Below are 17,450 nucleotides of genomic sequence, written 5' to 3' on the forward strand. Positions count from 1 at the left end.
GCCTTTTCCGGGCTGCGCCCGCCGCGTGGGCGGAGATTTCTTTAACCTTGAGTGCATGACCCGACTTGCTTTGATCGCCACCGGCGGCACGATCGCGTGCACCACCGTGGCCGATGGTTCCCTGGTTCCCACAATCTCCGGCGCGGACCTTGCCGCTGAAATCGACGCCGAGGTAGTGGAGTTTCGCCAGCTCGACTCGTCCTCTATTACTTTGGCGGACCTCGATGAGCTCATTGCGGTGGTCAATGAGCACACCGCGCGCGAGGACATCGGTGGCGTGATCATCACCCATGGCACCGACTCCATGGAGGAAACCGCGTTGGCGTTGGAGATTTTCTGCGCAGGGGCAAAACCCATCGTGCTTACGGGCGCGCAGCGCGCCTACGATCACCCCGCGGCCGACGGCCCCACCAATCTGCGGGCTGCCCGCGAGCTAGCGGCCAGCGGGCACCCTGGGGTTTTCCTCTGCTTTGGCGGTGAGACCATCCCGGCGCGCGGTGCGCGCAAGCGACACACCAGTGACCTGCGCGGGTTTGAGTCCCTGCCCGTTCCTGGCACCACCCCGCGTTTGCATCCTGCCCCGCTGGCGTCGCAGCGTATCGAGATCATCCCCGCCTATCCGGGAGCGGGGCGCCTGCTGGTCGACGCCGTCGTAAACTCCCCCGCCTCCGGTCTCATTGTGGAGGCCATGGGCTCGGGAAACATGGGCGAGGACATGGGCCGCGCGCTTGCCGACGCCCTCCACACCGGCCTCCCCGTCATCATTTCTACCCGCACCCCCTATGGCCCGACGGCGCTGGCTTACGGTGGCGACGGCGGTGGCGCGAGCCTGGGCAAACGTGGCGCCATCAACGCCGGATGGTTCCGCCCGAGCCAAGCGCGAATCCTGCTCGCGGCGGCGCTGGCCACCGGTACCGATCCGGCAGAGCTTTTTGCTCAGGAGGGCTAGTCCTCGCTGGTCAGCCAGTCTTGCCAATCCAGTGAGTCGAGCGGGTCTGCTGGCACGAGCGCGGGATCGTCGGCCGCGAAGGATTTGGTGCGGCCGGGACCCGTGGCGCGGGTTTCAAAGCGCACGCTGACCACCCCGTGGCCGGCGCCTTGAATCCAACCGTGGCCGTAGTCGGGATGGAAGACGTCCTGCGTGGCGTGCCACTGGTTATCGGTTTCTTCCTCCACCGTCACCGTAGGCGCTGGAACGGCCGGTGCTGCGTCGTCGCTCACCCCCGTCTCATAGTCCGTGTCTGCCGGTGCAGGGCGCACTATTTCGCGGTCTAGCTCCGGAAAAAGCACGTCTTGGCGAGCGGTCTCTAGGCCGGAATAGCTCACCCCTACCAGGCGGATGGGCCCCAGCTCATCGGGGTAGCGAGCAAGCTTGAAGGCGGCGGCGGTGAGCACGGCGGCGTCGTCAGTCGCGTAGGGCAAGGTGGTCGAGCGCGATTCGATATGAAAATCCGCCATGCGCAGCTTTACCGTTACGGTGCGCGCGCCGCGCCCGTCCTTGAGCAGGCGACGATGCGCGCCTTCCGCTGCGCGGGCTATAGCTGCATCGACCTCCGGGACGGTCTGCAGATCCTTCGGGTAGGTGTGCTCGGTCGAGATCTGTTTTGAAATAGCCCGCGGCGCTACCTCGCGGTCATCGATACCGCGGGCCAGCTGCCACAGCTGCAGCCCCACCACACTGCCGATGGAAATCTCTACTTCCTTGTGCGTCATCGCCGCTAGCTGCCCAATTGTCTCCACCCCAATGGACTTCAGCTTCGCGCCGGTCACCGGGCCGACTCCCCACAGCTTGTTCACCGCAAGGGGGTGCAGCATTTCTAGCTGGCGCTCCGCTGGGATAACAAAGGTGCCATCAGGCTTCGCTTCACCCGATCCAATCTTGGCAAATTGCTTGCCCGATCCCGCCCCAATGGAGCACGGCAGGCCCGTCTCCTCCCGAATGAGCGCGCGCAGCTCATCCGCCCAGCGCTTGACCTCCTCCGCGCTCGCCCCTTCTAGGACGGCGGGTTCCATAAAGGCCTCATCGATAGAAAGCTGCTCGATGACCTCCACGTGTTGCGCGATGATGTTAAAAACGCGCCGCGAGGCCGCCGCATACACCGCCCGGCGCGGCTGCACCACCACCGCGCGAAGTCCAACAAGCTGCTGCGCGCGGTACATCGGCATAGCCGAATGCGCACCGTACACGCGCGCCTCATAGGAGGCGCCAGCCACCACGCCGCGCCCGCTGGTACCTCCCACCAGGACGGGACGCCCCTGCAGGGTAGGCCGGGTTAGCTGCTCGACAGAGGCGAAAAACGCGTCCATGTCGATGTGTAGAACCCAGCGTTGCATGCGGCCCAGTCTAATAGGCGCACCCTTTCATGCACTCCTGGGTGTTTGCGTGACGTTAATTAAAGCTTTTATTTCTTTCCATCTTCACGTCACCCACATGCAATATTACGACCTTATCTTTTACGAGGTTATTTCTTGAAGAAAGTATTTCGCTGATTATGAACTCACCCCACGTCATCTTGCGCGGCGTTAAGCGCGAATTCGCCGATAATACGGGCCTCCACGAGACCGATCTAAGCATCAACCGCAGTGAATTCATCTCTATTCTGGGTCCCTCCGGCTGCGGTAAGTCCACCCTGTTGCGCTGCATCGCCGGGTTGGAAACTCCTGATGCGGGCACCATTGCCATTGGTGAGAGAGAGGTTTATGGTCCGCGGACCAATGTGGCCGTCAACAAGCGCCGGCTGTCGATGGTCTTCCAGGACCTCGCACTGTGGCCGCACATGACGGTGGAAAAGAACATCGAGTTTCCGCTGACAACCCCAGGCAATAAGGTGGCGGCAGGCCAGCGGTCCGAGAAGGTGCGCGCCTGCATGGACATGGTGGGCATCACCAGCAAAGCTAAGGCGCGGCCAAACCAGCTCTCCGGCGGCCAACAGCAACGCGTCGCCATCGCCCGTGCGTTGGTTTCGAATCCGGACCTCCTGCTCATGGATGAGCCACTGTCCGCCCTTGACGCCGCGCTGCGCGTGCAAATCCGCGCCGAGCTCACCCAGCTGGCACAGGAGCTGGGGCTGACGGTCATCTACGTCACGCACGACCAAGCCGAGGCACTTGCCATGTCGGATCGCGTCGTGGTTATGAATCAAGGCCACATCGAACAATTCGCGGATCCGGTCACCCTTTATGAACAGCCGGCCACCGATTTCATCGCTGGCTTTGTAGGCACCATGAACCGCCACCCACGGCTGCCCAGCGTACGTCCAGAAAGTCTCACCGTCACCACTGCGGAGGAGGACACCGGCGCCTCCCCGCGCCGGGTCGAGGCGCAGGTTCTTGGCGCTCACTACATCGGTGGGCGCTACGAGTTGCGCTGCGACGTCCCCGGGGCGGAGGAACCCTGGGTGACGTATTCACCGCATCGCTTCACTCGCGGCGAGACCGTCTACCTCAACTATCCATCTTCTCTTTCTGCATAGGAGCCACACATGTTTACCAAGAAGTTCACCGCCACCATCGCCACCACCGCTGCTGGTGCGCTCGCCTTGACCGGTTGCGGATCCGTCGAGGACAGCGCCGATACCGCCACCGACCAGTCCACCTCTTCTGCCGAAAAGTGGCAGGCACCTGAAGGCCTGTCCGGCGAGGTGGATTACTACTCGGCTAACCCGCAGGGGCTTACCGACGCCCTCGTGGAGGCCTTCGAAGAAAAGACCGACGTCCACGTCAATGTTTTTGCCGATACCACCGGCAAGATCACCGCCAAGCTCAAGGCCGAGGAAGCCAACCCGCAGGCTGACGTGGTCTACCTCGCCTCCTGGGCGGCAGCTAGCAAGCAGGAAAAGTCCGGCGCCCTTGAAAAGTACACGCCGGAGGGAGCGGACAAGATTGAGTCCAAGTGGGCGTCGGAAAGCGGGGCGTTTACCGGCCGCGATGGTTCGGCCCTAGCGCTGGTAACCAACACCAACGTCGTGGACGAGGCCCCGAAGGACTGGGAAGATCTCACCGATGAAAAGTACAAGGACCAAATCATCATGCCGGACCCGCGCGAATCCGGTACCGCAGCCGACCTCATCGCGGCCATGGTAGACCAGTGGGGCGAGGAGAAGACCTGGGATCTCTTTGACAAGCTCTTTGACAACGGCATGATCGTCCAAGGCGCCAATGGCCCAGCGCTGGACCAGGTCACCTCCGGCTCGCGCGGCATTGTCCTCGGCGGCGTTGACTACTCCGCATACTCCGCGCAGAAGAAGGGCGAGCCGCTCGAGGTTGCTATCCCTACCTCCGGCACCACGGTTACCCCGCGCCCAGTCATGATCCTCAAGTCCTCCGATAACAAGGAAGCCGCAGAGGCATTCGTGGACTTCATGTTCTCCGATGAGGCACAGGAGATCTCGGCCTCCAAGAACATGATCCCGGCCAATAAGGACATCGCTCCAAAGAATGGCCCGAAGCTGGATGAGATTAAGACCCTCAACGATGACCTCGATGGCCTGGTTTCTCAGTCCAAGGACATCAAGGAAACCTTTGCCAAGCGCTACCTGAAGTAACCGATGAGCTCCACCACCACTCCCCAACGTCGCCTTGGGATCTACGGGGTCCTTCTCATCTTGCTTGTCCTCGTCGCCGCGCCGCTAGCCTCCGTGCTGGTCAACGCGGCCGTGGGCTACCACGATGAGCCCTCAGCCCTAGGCAGCATTATCCAACCGGGCATGCTGCACATCCTTGGCAATACCATCTTGCTGTCCGTGCTGGTCGTGGCATTTGCCACGCTCATGGCCGCGCCGCTCGCCTTCCTCCGTTCGTGGACGCGGTTTAGCAGGGCCAATTGGATCGAGATCGTCATCATGATCCCGTTTATGACCCCGCCCTTTGCGGCGGCGATGGCGTGGATGGATTTCACCCGCCGCGGTGGTGTGGCCGAGATGCTACTCGGCCACGGCGCCGGCAAGCTCGCCCACGATGCCATCTACTCGGTGTGGGGTATGGCCTTCATCATGGCCGCGGAGCTTTTCCCTTTCTTATATCTCATCCTGCGCACCTGCCTGAATTCCATTCCGGCGTCCACGCTGGAGATGGCACAGATAGCCGGCGCGAGCCGCTGGCAACAAGCCGTGCGCATCATCGCTCCGAACATAATCGGCCCCTTTTCCCTCGGCGCGCTGATTATCTTCATTAAGGCCGCCGGCGAGTTTGGCACCCCAGTCACGCTTGGCAACGCCATTGGCTACAAGGTGCTCGTCTCCTCCATCTATGAAGACGTCACCATCGACCCCCTCGATTTTTCCAGCGCCGCTGCCTCCTCGTCGGTGCTCTTTGCTATCGGCGTGGCCGCCTGGGCTTTCCAACAATGGATTTCACGCCGCGACCTCTCCGGCGGTGGCCGAGTAAGCCGCCCCGTACGTATCCGCCTCGGCTCGGTCGGCACCGTCTTCGGCGCTGTGGTGACCGCAACAATCTTCATGGCCGCGGTGGTCATCCCCTACCTTTCCATCACCTTGGCCGCGATGACCATTCTGCGCTCGGCCCCGCCTACGCCTAATAACCTGACCTTCGATTACTTTTCCATCGTTGTGCAGATGCCCACCGCTCAAGAGGCACTTGTTCGCTCCATCGGACTAGGCGCCCTTGGCGCGACCACCGCCGTTGCTCTCGGCGTCCTCGTCACGGTGCTCACCCGCCGCCAAAGCACCATTACCGCAAAATTCAGCGATTTCTTGGCCATCGCCCCCGACACCGTACCCGGCATTGTCCTGGCCATTGGATTTATTTTGCTGTGGAACTCTCCCTGGCTGCCATGGTCGCCCTACGGCACTATGGGCATGCTAGTTATGGCCTTCACCGTGCTCTTTTTGCCCATGGCCATCCAAAACATCAAGGCTTCAGCAGAGTCCGTCTCCCCTACCGTCTACGAGGCCGCTGCAATTTCCGGCTCCTCCACTCTGCATACCTTTGGGCGCATCACCCTGCCCCTGCTTGCCCCTGGCATCTTCGCTGGCTGGCTCCTCGCCTTCTTCGTAGGCATCCGCGAGCTGGTCATGTCCTCACTCATTCGCCCGAGCCAAGTCAACCTCTTGGCTCCGTGGATTATGAACCAATTCGATCAAGGCCACCGTGCCGAGGCCATGGCTATGACGCTCATCGGCGTCGGAACCTCCACCGTTGTCTTGGTAGCTATCACCTGGTGGCAAAACCGGAAGGCCGCACATGCCCGCTAGCCTTTTTGTCTTTGCCGATCTGCACCTAGGCCGCCCGGGCGCCCCTGGGCTGGACTGGGCCCTGCAAGAACTCGAAGTTGCCGCCAATAGTGGAGCCACGGCGTGCGTGTGCTTGGGCGATATCATCGACCGCAACGCTGAGGCGTCCGAATTCGTGCCCCAGGCCCGCGCCGTAATGGCCCACGCTGCCGCACTGTTCGGCGAGGTCCACTTCATTTCTGGCAACCACGATACCCACCACAACCTGGACTTCCCGCCCGAGGTCACAGTCCACGGCACGCAGGTGCATACCTTTCGCATAGGAAACACCACGGTTCTAACCGCAGCGGTGGCCACCGATCCGGACCCGCGCCACCTCCAGCTTCCTCCCCGCCGCTGCGACGGGCCCCTCCTCGGCCTCCTACATTCTTCCGTCACCGGTGAGTTTTCTAAAGGCACCTGCCTGCCGCTTTCCGTGGCTGAGCTACAGGCCTGCGAGGCCGATGCCTGGATCCTCGGGCACGTCCACTCCCCGCACACGCTTGCCGACGCCCCCTTCATCGGCTGGGTCGGCATGGGCTACGGCTTACTCTTCGACCCCGATACGTGCCAAGTCACACGTTTGCCTAGCTAGATCCGTTCCCCACAAAGTGCCACCGCACGCTTGCTTGCATGCAAGCTTGCATGCAAGATGGATGCATGTCCAATGAACGAATGCAGCCCGCCGCGGAGCGCGCCTATGACTTCGTCAAAGAGAAGATCATTGACGGCTCCTTCGAGCCCTCGCAGATGCTTTCCGAGGCCTCCCTGGCTACCGAAATGGGAATTAGCCGCACCCCGATGCACGAGGCTTTCCTGCGCCTAGAGGTCGAAGGCTTTCTACAGCTCTACCCCAGGCGGGGTGCGCTCATCGTGCCGATCAGCCCGCAGGAAATCCGCGAGGTTTATGAGGCACGCTTGCTCGTGGATAGGCACTGTGCTGAAAAGATCTGCGCAATGTCTGATGCCGAGCGCGCGGACATCGCTGATCAGCTGGACGCGACCATCGCGGAGCAGGACACTGCGTTGAATGGCGCAGACCTGCATGCCTATACGCACCTAGATGCGCGTTTCCACCAGATCATCATGGATGGCGGGGCCAATACCCTGCTGGCCGGGCTGGGACACCAGCTGCGCGAACGCCAGCAGCGTTTTACCGCCACGGCCATTGGCCGCAACGTAGCCCGCGCCCGCACCTTCGTGGATCAGCACCGCGCGCTTGCCGATGCCCTCCGCACCGGCGACCTCGACGCCTACCTTTCCGCATTGGACACCCACCTAACCAACTCGAGGAATCAACTATGACCGAAAAGTTTGCCAAACACTCATGGTTTCCCGTCGCTGGCAGCATGGTCGCTGTCGCGTGGGGCGGCAATGAGTTCACCCCTCTCCTAGTCATGTACCGCGAGGAGTCACACTTCTCGCAGGTCACCGTCAATGGCCTCTTGGCCGCCTATGTGCTCGGCATCGTGCCTGCGCTGCTGATTTCTGGCCCGCTTTCGGACTACATTGGCCGCCGCCCCACGATGCTGCCTGCCGCGCCACTATCGCTACTCGGTTCCTTCCTTCTGTCCATCGCACCGAACGAGCCACTCGTCATTGCCGTGGGCCGCATCATGTGCGGCTTGGCTTTGGGCATCGTCATGGCCGTCGGCTCCACGTGGGTGGCAGAGCTCATCACCCGCGCAGGCGGCGATCCCGCTGCCGGCCCGCGCCACGCCTCCATGTGCCTGACATTAGGCTTCCTCATCGGCGCCGGCCTCGCATCGGTGCTGGCCCAGTGGGGCCCGTGGCCGACCCACTTGGCGTATATCCTGCACATCCTCCTCACCGTCGCCACCGCTATCTGGCTGATGAAGACCCCGGAAACCCGCCCGCCGCGGGGCGCTACGGTAAAAGACTCCTTCCTTGACCTGAGCATCCGCGACATGCTGCGCATGCTGCACATTCCCTCCGCAGCACACCGCCGCTTCGTGCGCATTGTCCTGCCGGTCGCACCGTGGGTCTTCGGCTGCGCTGGCGCCGCCTATGCCCTCCTGCCCCAGCTTTTGTCCAAGTCTGCCGGCGATGCCCCCATCGCTTTCTCGGGCCTGATGACCGTTATCACCTTGGGCTGCGGCGTTGGCATCCAGATGCTCGGCAAGGTTATCGATACCAGCCGCTCCGCCCGCGCTTCCGCAGTTGCCATGGGCGTTATCACTGTGGGCACCATCCTCGGCGCGGTTGCCTCCCATACTCGCTCCCTGCCGCTCGGCATCGCCGGTGCCGCTGTCATGGGTGCAGGCTACGGCCTCGCCCTTGTAGCCGGTCTCTCTGAGGTCCAGCGCATCGCCCGTGCCGAAGAACTCGCCGGCCTCACCGCCGTGTACTACTCGGTGTCCTATACCGGCTTCTTCATCCCCATGGCCTTCAGCGCACTCGCGCCGCTGCTCGGCTTTACTACCCTATTCCTCGTTGGCGCCGTGCTCGCACTGTGCTGCCTCGTTAACGTCGTCCTCGGCTGGCGTGCTCACCTGCCCGGCCCGGTCCGTTAAGTCCTATCACTCATAAAAAAATTGCCCAGCCGCTAAGGCTGGGCAATTACTTTTAGGTGGCGGCTTAGGCGCTACTGCTTAACGACGGTAGCGTTAACCCCCTTCACCACCTCGTGCACGTCCGCACCATCGAGCGCCTCGGTGGTCACCTGGAAATCGGTGGCGAGCACTTCACCGGCGATGTGGTCGGCGTGACGCTCCGCCCAGGCCTTCTTCTCCTCTGGGACAGAGAGCACGGCCGCGATGCGGTCCGAGACCTCGAACCCAGAAGCCTTGCGGGCATCCTGCAGGCCGCGGATAACGTCCGCCGCCCAGCCTTCGGCCTCGAGCTCTTCGGTCACCTCGGTATCGAGTACTACCAGGCCGTCGAGGCCTTCGATACGCGCGGTCGACTTCGGATTCGCTGCCTGCAGGCGCTCGGTGTACTCATCCGGACCAAGCACGATATCGCCGTCCACTACAACCTCTTCGCCGCGGCGTTCGTAGTTGCCCGCCTTGAGGTTCTTGATGGCGCGCTGCACGTCCTTGCCCAAGCGCGGGCCGGCGACCTTCGCGTTGCAGACAACCTGGAAGGTGCCTACCGAATCGACGTCGTCCGTAAGCTCAACTTCCTTGACATTGACCTCGTCGCGGATGATATCGGCAAAGTCCGCCAGGCGCTGCGCCCCATTGAGGGCCACCGTCAACTTCGGCAACGGCAAGCGGTTGCGCAGCTTATTGGACTTGCGCACCGAGGACGCGGCCGAAGCGACCGCGCGGGTCGCATCCATTGCAGACACCAGATCTGCATCGGACGGGTAGTCCGCAGCCTGCGGGTAATCCGCCAGGTGCACCGAACGCTCACCGGTCAGTCCACGGTAGATAACCTCTGCCACGTGCGGCAGCAGCGGTGCCACCACGCGAGTCACGGTCTCCAGCACGGTGTACAAGGTATTAAACGCCTCAGGATGGGCGTCCTCGCCCTCCCAGAAACGATCGCGCGAGCGACGGACGTACCAGTTGGTCAGGACGTCGGCAAACAGGCGTACTTCTTCGGTTGCCGTGGCGATATCGGTATCGGTAAGCGCCGCGTTGACATTGGCCACGACGTCATGGGTCTTGGCCAAGATATAGCGGTCCAAAACATGCGTGGAGCTGGTGTCGAACTTTGCTTCCTTTTCTGCGTAGAGCTGCAGGAAGGTATAGGCATTCCAGATAGGCAGGATAGCCTGGCGCACGCCCTCGCGAATGCCCTGCTCGGTCACGATGAGGTTGCCTCCGCGCAGGATAGGCGAAGACATCAGGAACCAGCGCATGGCATCCGAGCCATCACGGTCAAAGACCTCGTTGACGTTCGGATAGTTGCCCTTGGACTTAGACATCTTAAGGCCATCGTTGCCCAGCACGATGCCATGGGCCACGACCTTCTTATACGCCGGGCGATCAAAAAGCGCGGTGGACAGCGCGTGCATCACATAGAACCAACCACGCGTCTGACCGGAGTACTCCACAATGAAGTCGGACGGCGAGTGGGTTTCAAACCATTCCTTATTCTCGAATGGGTAGTGCTTTTGCGCAAAGGGCATCGAGCCGGACTCAAACCAGCAATCCAGCACGTCTGGCACGCGGCGCATCATCGACTTACCGGTCGGATCATCCGGGTTCGGGCGCACCAACTCGTCGATGTGCGGACGGTGCAGCGACTCCGGGCGGACACCGAAATCGCGTTCCAGCTCATCCAAGGAGCCGTAGACATCCATGCGCGGATAGTTGTCATCATCGGACATCCACACCGGGATAGGCGCACCCCAGTAGCGGGTACGAGAGATATTCCAGTCGCGCGCGCCCTCGAGCCACTTGCCAAATTGGCCATCCCGGATATGCTCCGGCAGCCACTCAATCTCCTTGTGGTTAAGCTCCACCATGCGATCGCGGAACTCGGTCACCTTCACGAACCAGGCCGGCAGCGCCATGTAGATAAGCGGCTCGCCCGAGCGCCACGAGTGCGGATAGGAGTGCTCGATGGTTACGTGGCGCACCACTCGCCCAGCAGCCTTCAAGTCCTTGATGATGTCCTTATTCGCGTCAAAGACCAGCTGGCCCTCATAAGGCGGAACCTGCGAGGTGAACTTGCCGTCCTCGTCCACTGGGATAACCAGCTCGATGTCGTACTGGTTGGTGGTATTCATATCGTCTTCACCAAACGCAGGAGCCTGGTGTACCACACCGGTGCCGTCCTCTGTGGTGACGTAATCAGCGATCAAGACCTGGTAGGCATTGCGCAGATCCGGGAAGAAGCCGAAGATAGGCTCATAGGTAAAGCCCTCGAGTTGCGCGCCGGTAAACGTCTCCAGTACCTCGGCCTCACCCAGTTCCTTCTCCAAGGTGGCCAACAGGTTTTCCGCCATGATGAAGGTACGGCCAGCAAAATCGCCCTCCGTAGCCTTAAAGAGCACGTAGGTAACCTCTGGATGAACCGCCAAGGCCTCGTTCGAAGGCAAGGTCCAGGGGGTGGTGGTCCAGGCGAGGAAAGAGGCGTCGGCAAGCGCAGGGTACTCCGCCAACGTCTTTTCTGCCGCGCTTCCCTCGCGCGCGCCCTCCACTGGGAAGGTAACCGTCAGGGTCGGATCCTGGCGCATCTTATAAGAATCGTCCAGGCGGGTCTCCTGATTGGACAAAGAAGTGTGCTCCGCCCAAGAGTACGGAAGAACTCGGAAGCCCTTGTAGATCAAGCCCTTGTCATAAAGCTCCTTGAACGCCCACATGACCGATTCCATGTAGTTGATATCCATGGTCTTGTAGCCGTTGCCAAAGTCCACCCAGCGGGCCTGGCGGTTGACGTACTCTTCCCACTCGTCGGTGTACTCCAGCACGGACTTAGCGCAGTATTCATTGAACTTCTCCAAGCCCATGTCTTCGATCTGCGCCTTTTCAGTGATACCCAGCTGCTTTTCCGCCTCCAGCTCAGCGGGCAGACCGTGGGTATCCCAGCCGAATACGCGAGGTACGTAATTGCCAGCCATCGTGCGGTAGCGCGGGACAATATCCTTCACATAACCAGTCAAAAGGTGGCCATAGTGCGGCAAGCCATTTGCGAATGGAGGGCCATCATAAAAGATGTACTCTGGGCAGTCCTTAGTCTTTTCCAGCGAAGCCTGGAAGGTATCATCCTGCTTCCAGTACTTCTGGACTTCCTCTTCCATATCTGGGAAGCGGCTGGAGCCGCCGGTCATGTCGACCTTGGGGTAAATCTTCTTCGCCATAATTATCCTTCACTCTTAACACGGTGCAGGGACGCGCCTTTAAGGCTCGCGGTACCACCCTGCTTGAGCCCGAAGGCTCCGCTTCGTTTCGGTGAAGGAGTTGACGGTCCCACCCGTTCAGTTCTACTGGGCCACACTGGCTGTTCTTCTGAATTGCTCCCCGGTGATGGCCGGATCACTGCGTGTAGGCCACAGTATAGCGCCCCAGAATCTTAGTGCACAAGAAGTTATCCACAGGCTAAAAATTTTCCCTTGTGGGGGCTTGCGCGGGGAAATAGATTGTGAATCGTGAACGCGCTAGATACTTACCTCGCAGCCATGGCACCCGGGATGGACATCGTCCTCGGGTGCGCAGGCATGTCTGAGGACGACCTCTGCGCGCGAGGCGCCGCTGAAAAGACGGCCCGCGAGCTGGCATTGCTAAAAGAGGCGTACTGCGGCACGACCAAGTTCACAAGGAAGCGTCGTCGTGCCATCGAAGGAGCTCAGCACAATGGGCATTCCATCGTTGCTTTATCCATCATTGAAAAGTATGCGCGCAAGATGCCCACGCTTTTCGACGCCTGGGTCCTCCGCGAACAGCTATGTACCACCAAGGCCACAGCAGCGACACTAGAAAAGCTGGCGCAATCCAAGGTTCCGAAGAAAAAGCGCAAGATAAAGCCTGGTATACGCATCATCCGCCGCAAGGATGCGCCGTGGACGCTAGCGATCGACGGCTCGTCCTCGTTCATTGCTGACCTCCACGCGGCCGTGGAAAACCAGGATAAAAAGCCGTTGGATGTGGTGGAAGATACCTTCTTCGGCAGTGATACGGGGCAACGAAGCACGGTGGTAACCAATGTCATCATGCGCCTGGAAGACTACGTGCGCATCGTCAACGGCGATGGTGAGGAAATCACCTTGCAGATGACCAACGGAGCAACGCTTACGGGTGCGCAGTATGTGCGCCGCACGTTAAAGGAGCATGGACTCATTACTCTGGTGAGCCCCTATGAAGGCGCGGTGAACCTGTACCGCACGGAGCGCTTCGCCAATGCTAAGCAGCGGTTGATGGCGGGTGCGGAAAATCCGGTATGCCCATGGCCGCGCTGCGCTAAGCCTGCCGACGAATGCCAAATTCACCATCTGGAGCCGTGGTTGCACGGTGGATTGACCAATATCGCGAACTTATCCACAGCCTGCGCGTACCACAATGGCGCCAACGATGACGATCCCAACGCCCCGCCGCTGCGCGGGCGACTTGCCCGGACGAACGGGCAGATTCGGTGGCAACCGCCCGATTGCTAGAGCCCGACCGCGGAATAAGGCGCCTCGTGCGCCTTATTGGCATGCCTGCAACCGAAAGCTTGGGGTCTCGCGGCGTTAGTCCTCGCGGAAGGCTGCGCGCAGCGCCTCCTGCTCGGGGGATTCAGTTGCTTGGGCTTTATCAGCGCGATGCTTATGCGCCCAGTCCAGGATGAAGCACACGAGTCCGATGCCGGCGGCGGCAAAAACGATATACAACGACCAGTCGGCTCCCGAGATAACGAAGTTGACCAAGGCCACGAATGCCACGAGGGCGAGAACTAAAGCGGCTACGAGCACAGTGGTTCCTTTCGGTAGGGGCGGGCTATAGCACGACGGTCTAAAACAACAATAGCGCCCCCGCCGCGGTGGCGGGGGCGCTAGGAAGAACGGGGTGGCTTAGTTGTTGCCAGCCTCGCCGTTCGGTGCGGCGGTGCCGCGGGTAGCCAGCTCTTCCAGCTGAGACTCCAGCAGGGTCTTCAGGCGGGTGCGGTACTCGCGCTCGAAGGTGCGCAGCTCGGAGATACGAGCCTCCAGTGCGGTCTGCTGCTGCTTGACGGTGTTCATAACCTCGGTGTGCTTGCGCTCGGCATCGGCCTGCAGGGAAGCAGCCTTCTCCTCTGCCTGGCGGATTTGTGCCTCTGCGCGAGAGGAAGCATCAAACTCGGTCTGCTTTGCCTTAGCCTCAGCGTCAGATACCAGCTTCTTGGAGCGGGAATCTGCGTCCTGCAGCTGGGCGTCGTACTTCTTCTGGGCGTCAGCAAGCTGTGCCTTGGAGCGGGAATCGGCGTCGGTCAGCTGCTTCTCGGCGGCGGTGCGTGCCTCGGACAGCATGGACTCGGACTCCGCACGAGCCTCGGAGGTCAGGCGGTCTGCCATCTCCTGTGCCAGTCCCAGAACGCGGGCAGCCTGCATGTGGGTTTCTGGGGTGGCCAGGCCATCGGCGGTCTGAGCCGCACCAGCGCCTGCGATACCCGCAGCCGCTGCACCAGCCTTGGAGGAACCAGCTGCGGAAGCCGACTTCTTCAGCTCGTCGTTTTCCTTCTTAGAAGCCTCGAGGTCCTTCTTTGCCTGGGCTGCCTCGGCGCGAGCTGCCTCGGCGTCCTTCTTGGCCTGAGCCGCCTCATCGCGGGCTGCCTTCAGGTCTGCGGAAGAGGAAGCAGCGGCAGACCCAGATGCCTGTGCCTTAGAAGCCTCAGCCTGGGCAGCCTTAACCTGCTCCTGTGCCTTCTTGGTCTCTTCCTTGGCCCGGGAAACCTCGGACTTGGAGTCCGCCAGCTTGGTTTCGTACTCGGCGCGCAGCTTAGCCTCAATCTCCTTGCGCAGCGCAGCCTCATCGGTGCGGGTGGAAGCCGCAGTTGCGGTACCAGCAGCACCGGCGCCAGCACCCGCCTTGGCCTGGGAGTTCAGATCGCTAACCTGCGCCTGCAGGTCTTCGTTCTCATCCTGCAGCTGGGCAAGGGCGTCCTCTACGAGGTCGAGGAACTGATCCACCTCGTCTTCGTTGTAGCCGCGCTTGCCAATTGGCGGCTTGCTGAACGCGACGTTGTGAACATCAGCTGGTGACAGTGGCATGTCTTCTCTTCCCCTTCAGGTTGGTACAACCCCGGAGCTTCCAGGGCCTTAGGAGTGCGGTTCAGGTCTAACTAAACCTTCCCCACAAAGGTACATGTGGTTCATAATACGGGTTATCGCGATTTATCGTAACCAAACGCCCACAATAATCGACGCCCCGCCGAGTCTCAACGTTTACCACAGGTTTCGAGGCGACGGGGGTGCTACGTCAGAAAAATCATCTGCAAGATCATTGTGAGTATCGAGAGCAAGACGAACAGTACAAGCACCGATACATCGAGCGCTACGCCACCCATTTGCAGGGGCGGGATCAGGCGCCGCAACGCCTTGACCGGCGGATCCGTAATCACAAACAGGGGCTCCGCTATAACCATAAACCAGCGTGGAGGGTTGAACTGCCGCGAGAAAGACTGGATCATCTCAATAATGATGCGGGCGATGAGCACCCACGTATAGATCCGCACGAGCAGGATAAGAATAATTCCGAGTTGTGTCACAATGACCGAGCCTATCGAATAAACCCCCGCAGGTGCCCAATCGGCACCCCGCGGGGGTCACATGAACCGTGCTGCTTTAGCGCAGGCCTGCGGCACGCTCGAGTTCGTGCTTTGCAATGTCCGCAGACTTAGGCACGATGGAAAAGACCTTGCGCTCAGTGTCCATGCCCTTGGTGAGGTTGAGCATACGACCCTCCAGGCCGAAGCAGAGGCCGGCAGCGAAGTCGATGAAGCGCTTGGCGGTGGCCTTTTCGGCGTCAGTCAACTCGAAGACAACGGCATCGCCGTCGCGGAAGGGCTCGCCTACCTTGGCGGCGTCATTGAAAGACGTCAGGGAAATAGCCACGATGGTCGGGACGAATTCCTCCTGTACCGGGGCCGGATCGTAGGACTGCGGGGCGCGGCGAGGCGCGTAGGCCGAGGAGCTATTTTCGGAGTAACGCGGCTCCTCGTTGTAGTAGGCATCGTCCTCTTCGATGTCCACCGGGCCCAGCCCGAAGAAATCCTTCGTCTTATCAATGAATGACATTTTTGGGTCTCCCTCTGACCTAAATTTGTACAAGCCTAAACGCGTAAAATGTGTCTAGTGTGACTCATGTGATTTACGCCGTGAAATGCGCTTTTGCGATATTTTTAACCTACTGGCCGCGGCCCCATGATACTGGTTCCGACACGCACGATATCACTGCCCGCAGCAATTGCCTCGGCCACGTCCGCGCTCATGCCAGCAGAGAATTTCAACGGTCGATTCAGCTCAGAGGATAAGCGATCTACCTCTCCGCGGACGTTTCGGAATACCTCGCCAGCATCGGCATCAAGTGGCGGAACCACCATGAGTCCGGCAAGTTCTAGGTGCTGCGCTTTTTCCACGGCACGCACGACCTCATCGAGCGCGTCCGGAGTTACCCCACCTCGAGCGCCATCGCCGTCGGCGGAGACTTGGATAAATACCGGCAAATTGCTTTCGCGCTCGCCTCGTTCCTTGGCTAAGGAAACTCCCCGCTCCAGCGCGTGGGCGAGCTTGAGGGAATCAAGCGAATGGACGCTGGCGGCCCAACGAGCCACATGGTTGGCTTTTTTGGTCTGAATTTGGCCAATCATGTGGAAACGCAGCTGCGGCAGCTCAGCGGCCTTGGCGCGGGCTTCTTGCTCCCGGTTTTCGGCGACGTCGGTAATTCCTAGCTCTGCCAGCAGGGCAATATCGGCAGCTGGGTGAAACTTCGTTACCGGCAACAGCTGCGGTGGTTTTCGCCCTGACTGCGCTGCTAGCCGTTCAATCTCGGCAAGGGTGGCCGATAGGTTTTGTTCTAACTGTGCCTTTCGGTCTGACATTACTTAGCCTCCAACCAAATTAGTCCAGCCTGGCGGCCGGTGGTGCCTTCGCGGCGATAGGAAAAGAAGTCTTCGTCTTCAATGGTGCAGCGCGGGTCGGATTCAATCGCGGTGATGCCTAGCCCCATGAGCTGGCGAATCAGCCCTGCCCGCACGTCAATGCCCCACGTGCCCTTGGACGTTCGAGTTTTGGAACCGGGCAAGCGACGTTCGACGTCATTGGCCATTTCCTCAGGTACTTCGTAGTTCTTTCCGGAAGCGGCCGGCCCCATAACCACCTGAATGCGCTCGGGCTGTGCGCCCAGCTTCTGCATTTCGCGCACGGTATTGACCACAATGCCGTTGCGGGCACCAAGGCGGCCGGCGTGGGCGGCGGCGATGACGCCAGCGGTGACGTCGACAAGCAGCACCGGCGTGCAATCCGCAACGAGAACGCCTAGCCCGAGGCGTCGCTGGGTGGTGACAATTGCGTCTGTGGCTGGCACGGGCTCGTCCTGTGGACCATCGACGACGGTGACGGTATTGGTGTGCAGCTGTTCCATCCACACGATGTCGTCCAGACCGGTCACGCGCTTCAGGCGCTCGCGGTTAGCGGCAACCGCGGCGGGGTCATCGCCGACGTGGTGCCCCAAGTTGAAGGAGTCGTATGGAATAGCAGACGCCCCGCCAGCACGGCTAGTAAAAACCATGCGGACGGGGCGTGTGGTGCGATGTTCCTCGTTTACTGGCATGCACACCAGCGTAGCGCTTTGC

Annotated in this window: 16 protein-coding genes; 8 read left to right on the plus strand and 8 right to left on the minus strand. The window is 60.8% G+C overall.

Annotated elements, in window-relative coordinates:
• Positions 1 to 55 precede the first annotated feature (55 nt).
• Positions 56 to 949, plus strand: coding sequence for an asparaginase (locus MHY08_RS00860; RefSeq protein WP_239234771.1), 894 nt, complete (start codon positions 56 to 58; stop codon positions 947 to 949).
• On the opposite strand, the gene MHY08_RS00865 is transcribed toward MHY08_RS00860, so the two are convergent.
• A complete protein-coding gene (locus MHY08_RS00865) occupies positions 946 to 2,334 on the minus strand; it encodes a DNA polymerase IV (RefSeq protein ID WP_239234773.1) in 1,389 nt (462 codons plus the stop codon). The two genes, MHY08_RS00860 and MHY08_RS00865, sit on opposite strands and share 4 nt — an antisense overlap.
• A 158-nt stretch (positions 2,335 to 2,492) precedes the next feature.
• Here MHY08_RS00865 and MHY08_RS00870 point away from each other — a divergent pair, with 158 nt between their 5' ends.
• From MHY08_RS00870 to MHY08_RS00895, 6 genes are all read left to right on the plus strand, one after another.
• On the plus strand, positions 2,493 to 3,473 hold the full coding sequence (locus MHY08_RS00870; RefSeq protein WP_239234775.1) for an ABC transporter ATP-binding protein: 981 nt from the start codon (positions 2,493 to 2,495) through the stop codon (positions 3,471 to 3,473).
• Between the two features lie 9 nt (positions 3,474 to 3,482).
• Positions 3,483 to 4,544 (plus strand): ABC transporter substrate-binding protein, encoded by a 1,062-nt coding sequence (locus MHY08_RS00875; protein ID WP_150851776.1) that lies wholly within the window; start codon positions 3,483 to 3,485, stop codon positions 4,542 to 4,544.
• Between the two features lie 3 nt (positions 4,545 to 4,547).
• Positions 4,548 to 6,212, plus strand: coding sequence for an iron ABC transporter permease (locus MHY08_RS00880; RefSeq protein WP_239234777.1), 1,665 nt, complete (start codon positions 4,548 to 4,550; stop codon positions 6,210 to 6,212).
• Complete coding sequence (locus tag MHY08_RS00885; protein ID WP_239234779.1) at positions 6,202 to 6,825, plus strand: metallophosphoesterase; 624 nt, start codon at positions 6,202 to 6,204, stop codon at positions 6,823 to 6,825. Before MHY08_RS00880 ends, MHY08_RS00885 begins: the two co-directional genes overlap by 11 nt.
• A gap of 65 nt (positions 6,826 to 6,890) precedes the next feature.
• Positions 6,891 to 7,535, plus strand: coding sequence for a GntR family transcriptional regulator (locus tag MHY08_RS00890; protein ID WP_204608377.1), 645 nt, complete (start codon positions 6,891 to 6,893; stop codon positions 7,533 to 7,535).
• Positions 7,532 to 8,764, plus strand: a complete 1,233-nt coding sequence (locus tag MHY08_RS00895; protein WP_239193225.1) for an MFS transporter — start codon at positions 7,532 to 7,534, stop codon at positions 8,762 to 8,764. Before MHY08_RS00890 ends, MHY08_RS00895 begins: the two co-directional genes overlap by 4 nt.
• A gap of 71 nt (positions 8,765 to 8,835) precedes the next feature.
• Here the strand turns inward: MHY08_RS00895 and ileS are convergent, their stop codons facing one another.
• Positions 8,836 to 12,006: an isoleucine--tRNA ligase gene (gene ileS / locus MHY08_RS00900; RefSeq protein ID WP_239234781.1), complete on the minus strand. Its 3,171-nt coding sequence runs from the start codon at positions 12,004 to 12,006 to the stop codon at positions 8,836 to 8,838.
• A 288-nt stretch (positions 12,007 to 12,294) separates the two neighbouring features.
• Here ileS and MHY08_RS00905 point away from each other — a divergent pair, with 288 nt between their 5' ends.
• Positions 12,295 to 13,296 (plus strand): HNH endonuclease signature motif containing protein, encoded by a 1,002-nt coding sequence (locus MHY08_RS00905; RefSeq protein WP_239234784.1) that lies wholly within the window; start codon positions 12,295 to 12,297, stop codon positions 13,294 to 13,296.
• A 75-nt stretch (positions 13,297 to 13,371) separates the two neighbouring features.
• Here MHY08_RS00905 and MHY08_RS00910 read toward each other — a convergent pair whose 3' ends face one another.
• The 6 genes from MHY08_RS00910 to pgeF form a co-directional block, all read right to left on the minus strand.
• Positions 13,372 to 13,593 (minus strand): zinc-binding dehydrogenase, encoded by a 222-nt coding sequence (locus tag MHY08_RS00910; RefSeq protein WP_200435444.1) that lies wholly within the window; start codon positions 13,591 to 13,593, stop codon positions 13,372 to 13,374.
• Positions 13,594 to 13,692: 99 nt separating this feature from the next.
• Complete coding sequence (locus tag MHY08_RS00915; RefSeq protein ID WP_239234786.1) at positions 13,693 to 14,868, minus strand: DivIVA domain-containing protein; 1,176 nt, start codon at positions 14,866 to 14,868, stop codon at positions 13,693 to 13,695.
• 203 nt (positions 14,869 to 15,071) lie between these two features.
• Positions 15,072 to 15,365, minus strand: a complete 294-nt coding sequence (locus MHY08_RS00920; RefSeq protein WP_005324523.1) for a YggT family protein — start codon at positions 15,363 to 15,365, stop codon at positions 15,072 to 15,074.
• A gap of 76 nt (positions 15,366 to 15,441) precedes the next feature.
• Entirely contained in the window at positions 15,442 to 15,894 is a 453-nt protein-coding gene (locus MHY08_RS00925; protein ID WP_239228171.1) for a cell division protein SepF, read from the minus strand.
• A 104-nt stretch (positions 15,895 to 15,998) separates the two neighbouring features.
• Positions 15,999 to 16,697: a YggS family pyridoxal phosphate-dependent enzyme gene (locus MHY08_RS00930; protein WP_204608367.1), complete on the minus strand. Its 699-nt coding sequence runs from the start codon at positions 16,695 to 16,697 to the stop codon at positions 15,999 to 16,001.
• A complete protein-coding gene (gene pgeF, locus MHY08_RS00935; RefSeq protein WP_239234789.1) occupies positions 16,697 to 17,428 on the minus strand; it encodes a peptidoglycan editing factor PgeF in 732 nt (243 codons plus the stop codon). Before pgeF ends, MHY08_RS00930 begins: the two co-directional genes overlap by 1 nt.
• Positions 17,429 to 17,450 lie beyond the last annotated feature (22 nt).

The organism is Corynebacterium sp. ACRPJ (assembly GCF_022347345.1).
Taxonomy (GTDB): domain Bacteria; phylum Actinomycetota; class Actinomycetes; order Mycobacteriales; family Mycobacteriaceae; genus Corynebacterium; species Corynebacterium tuberculostearicum_D.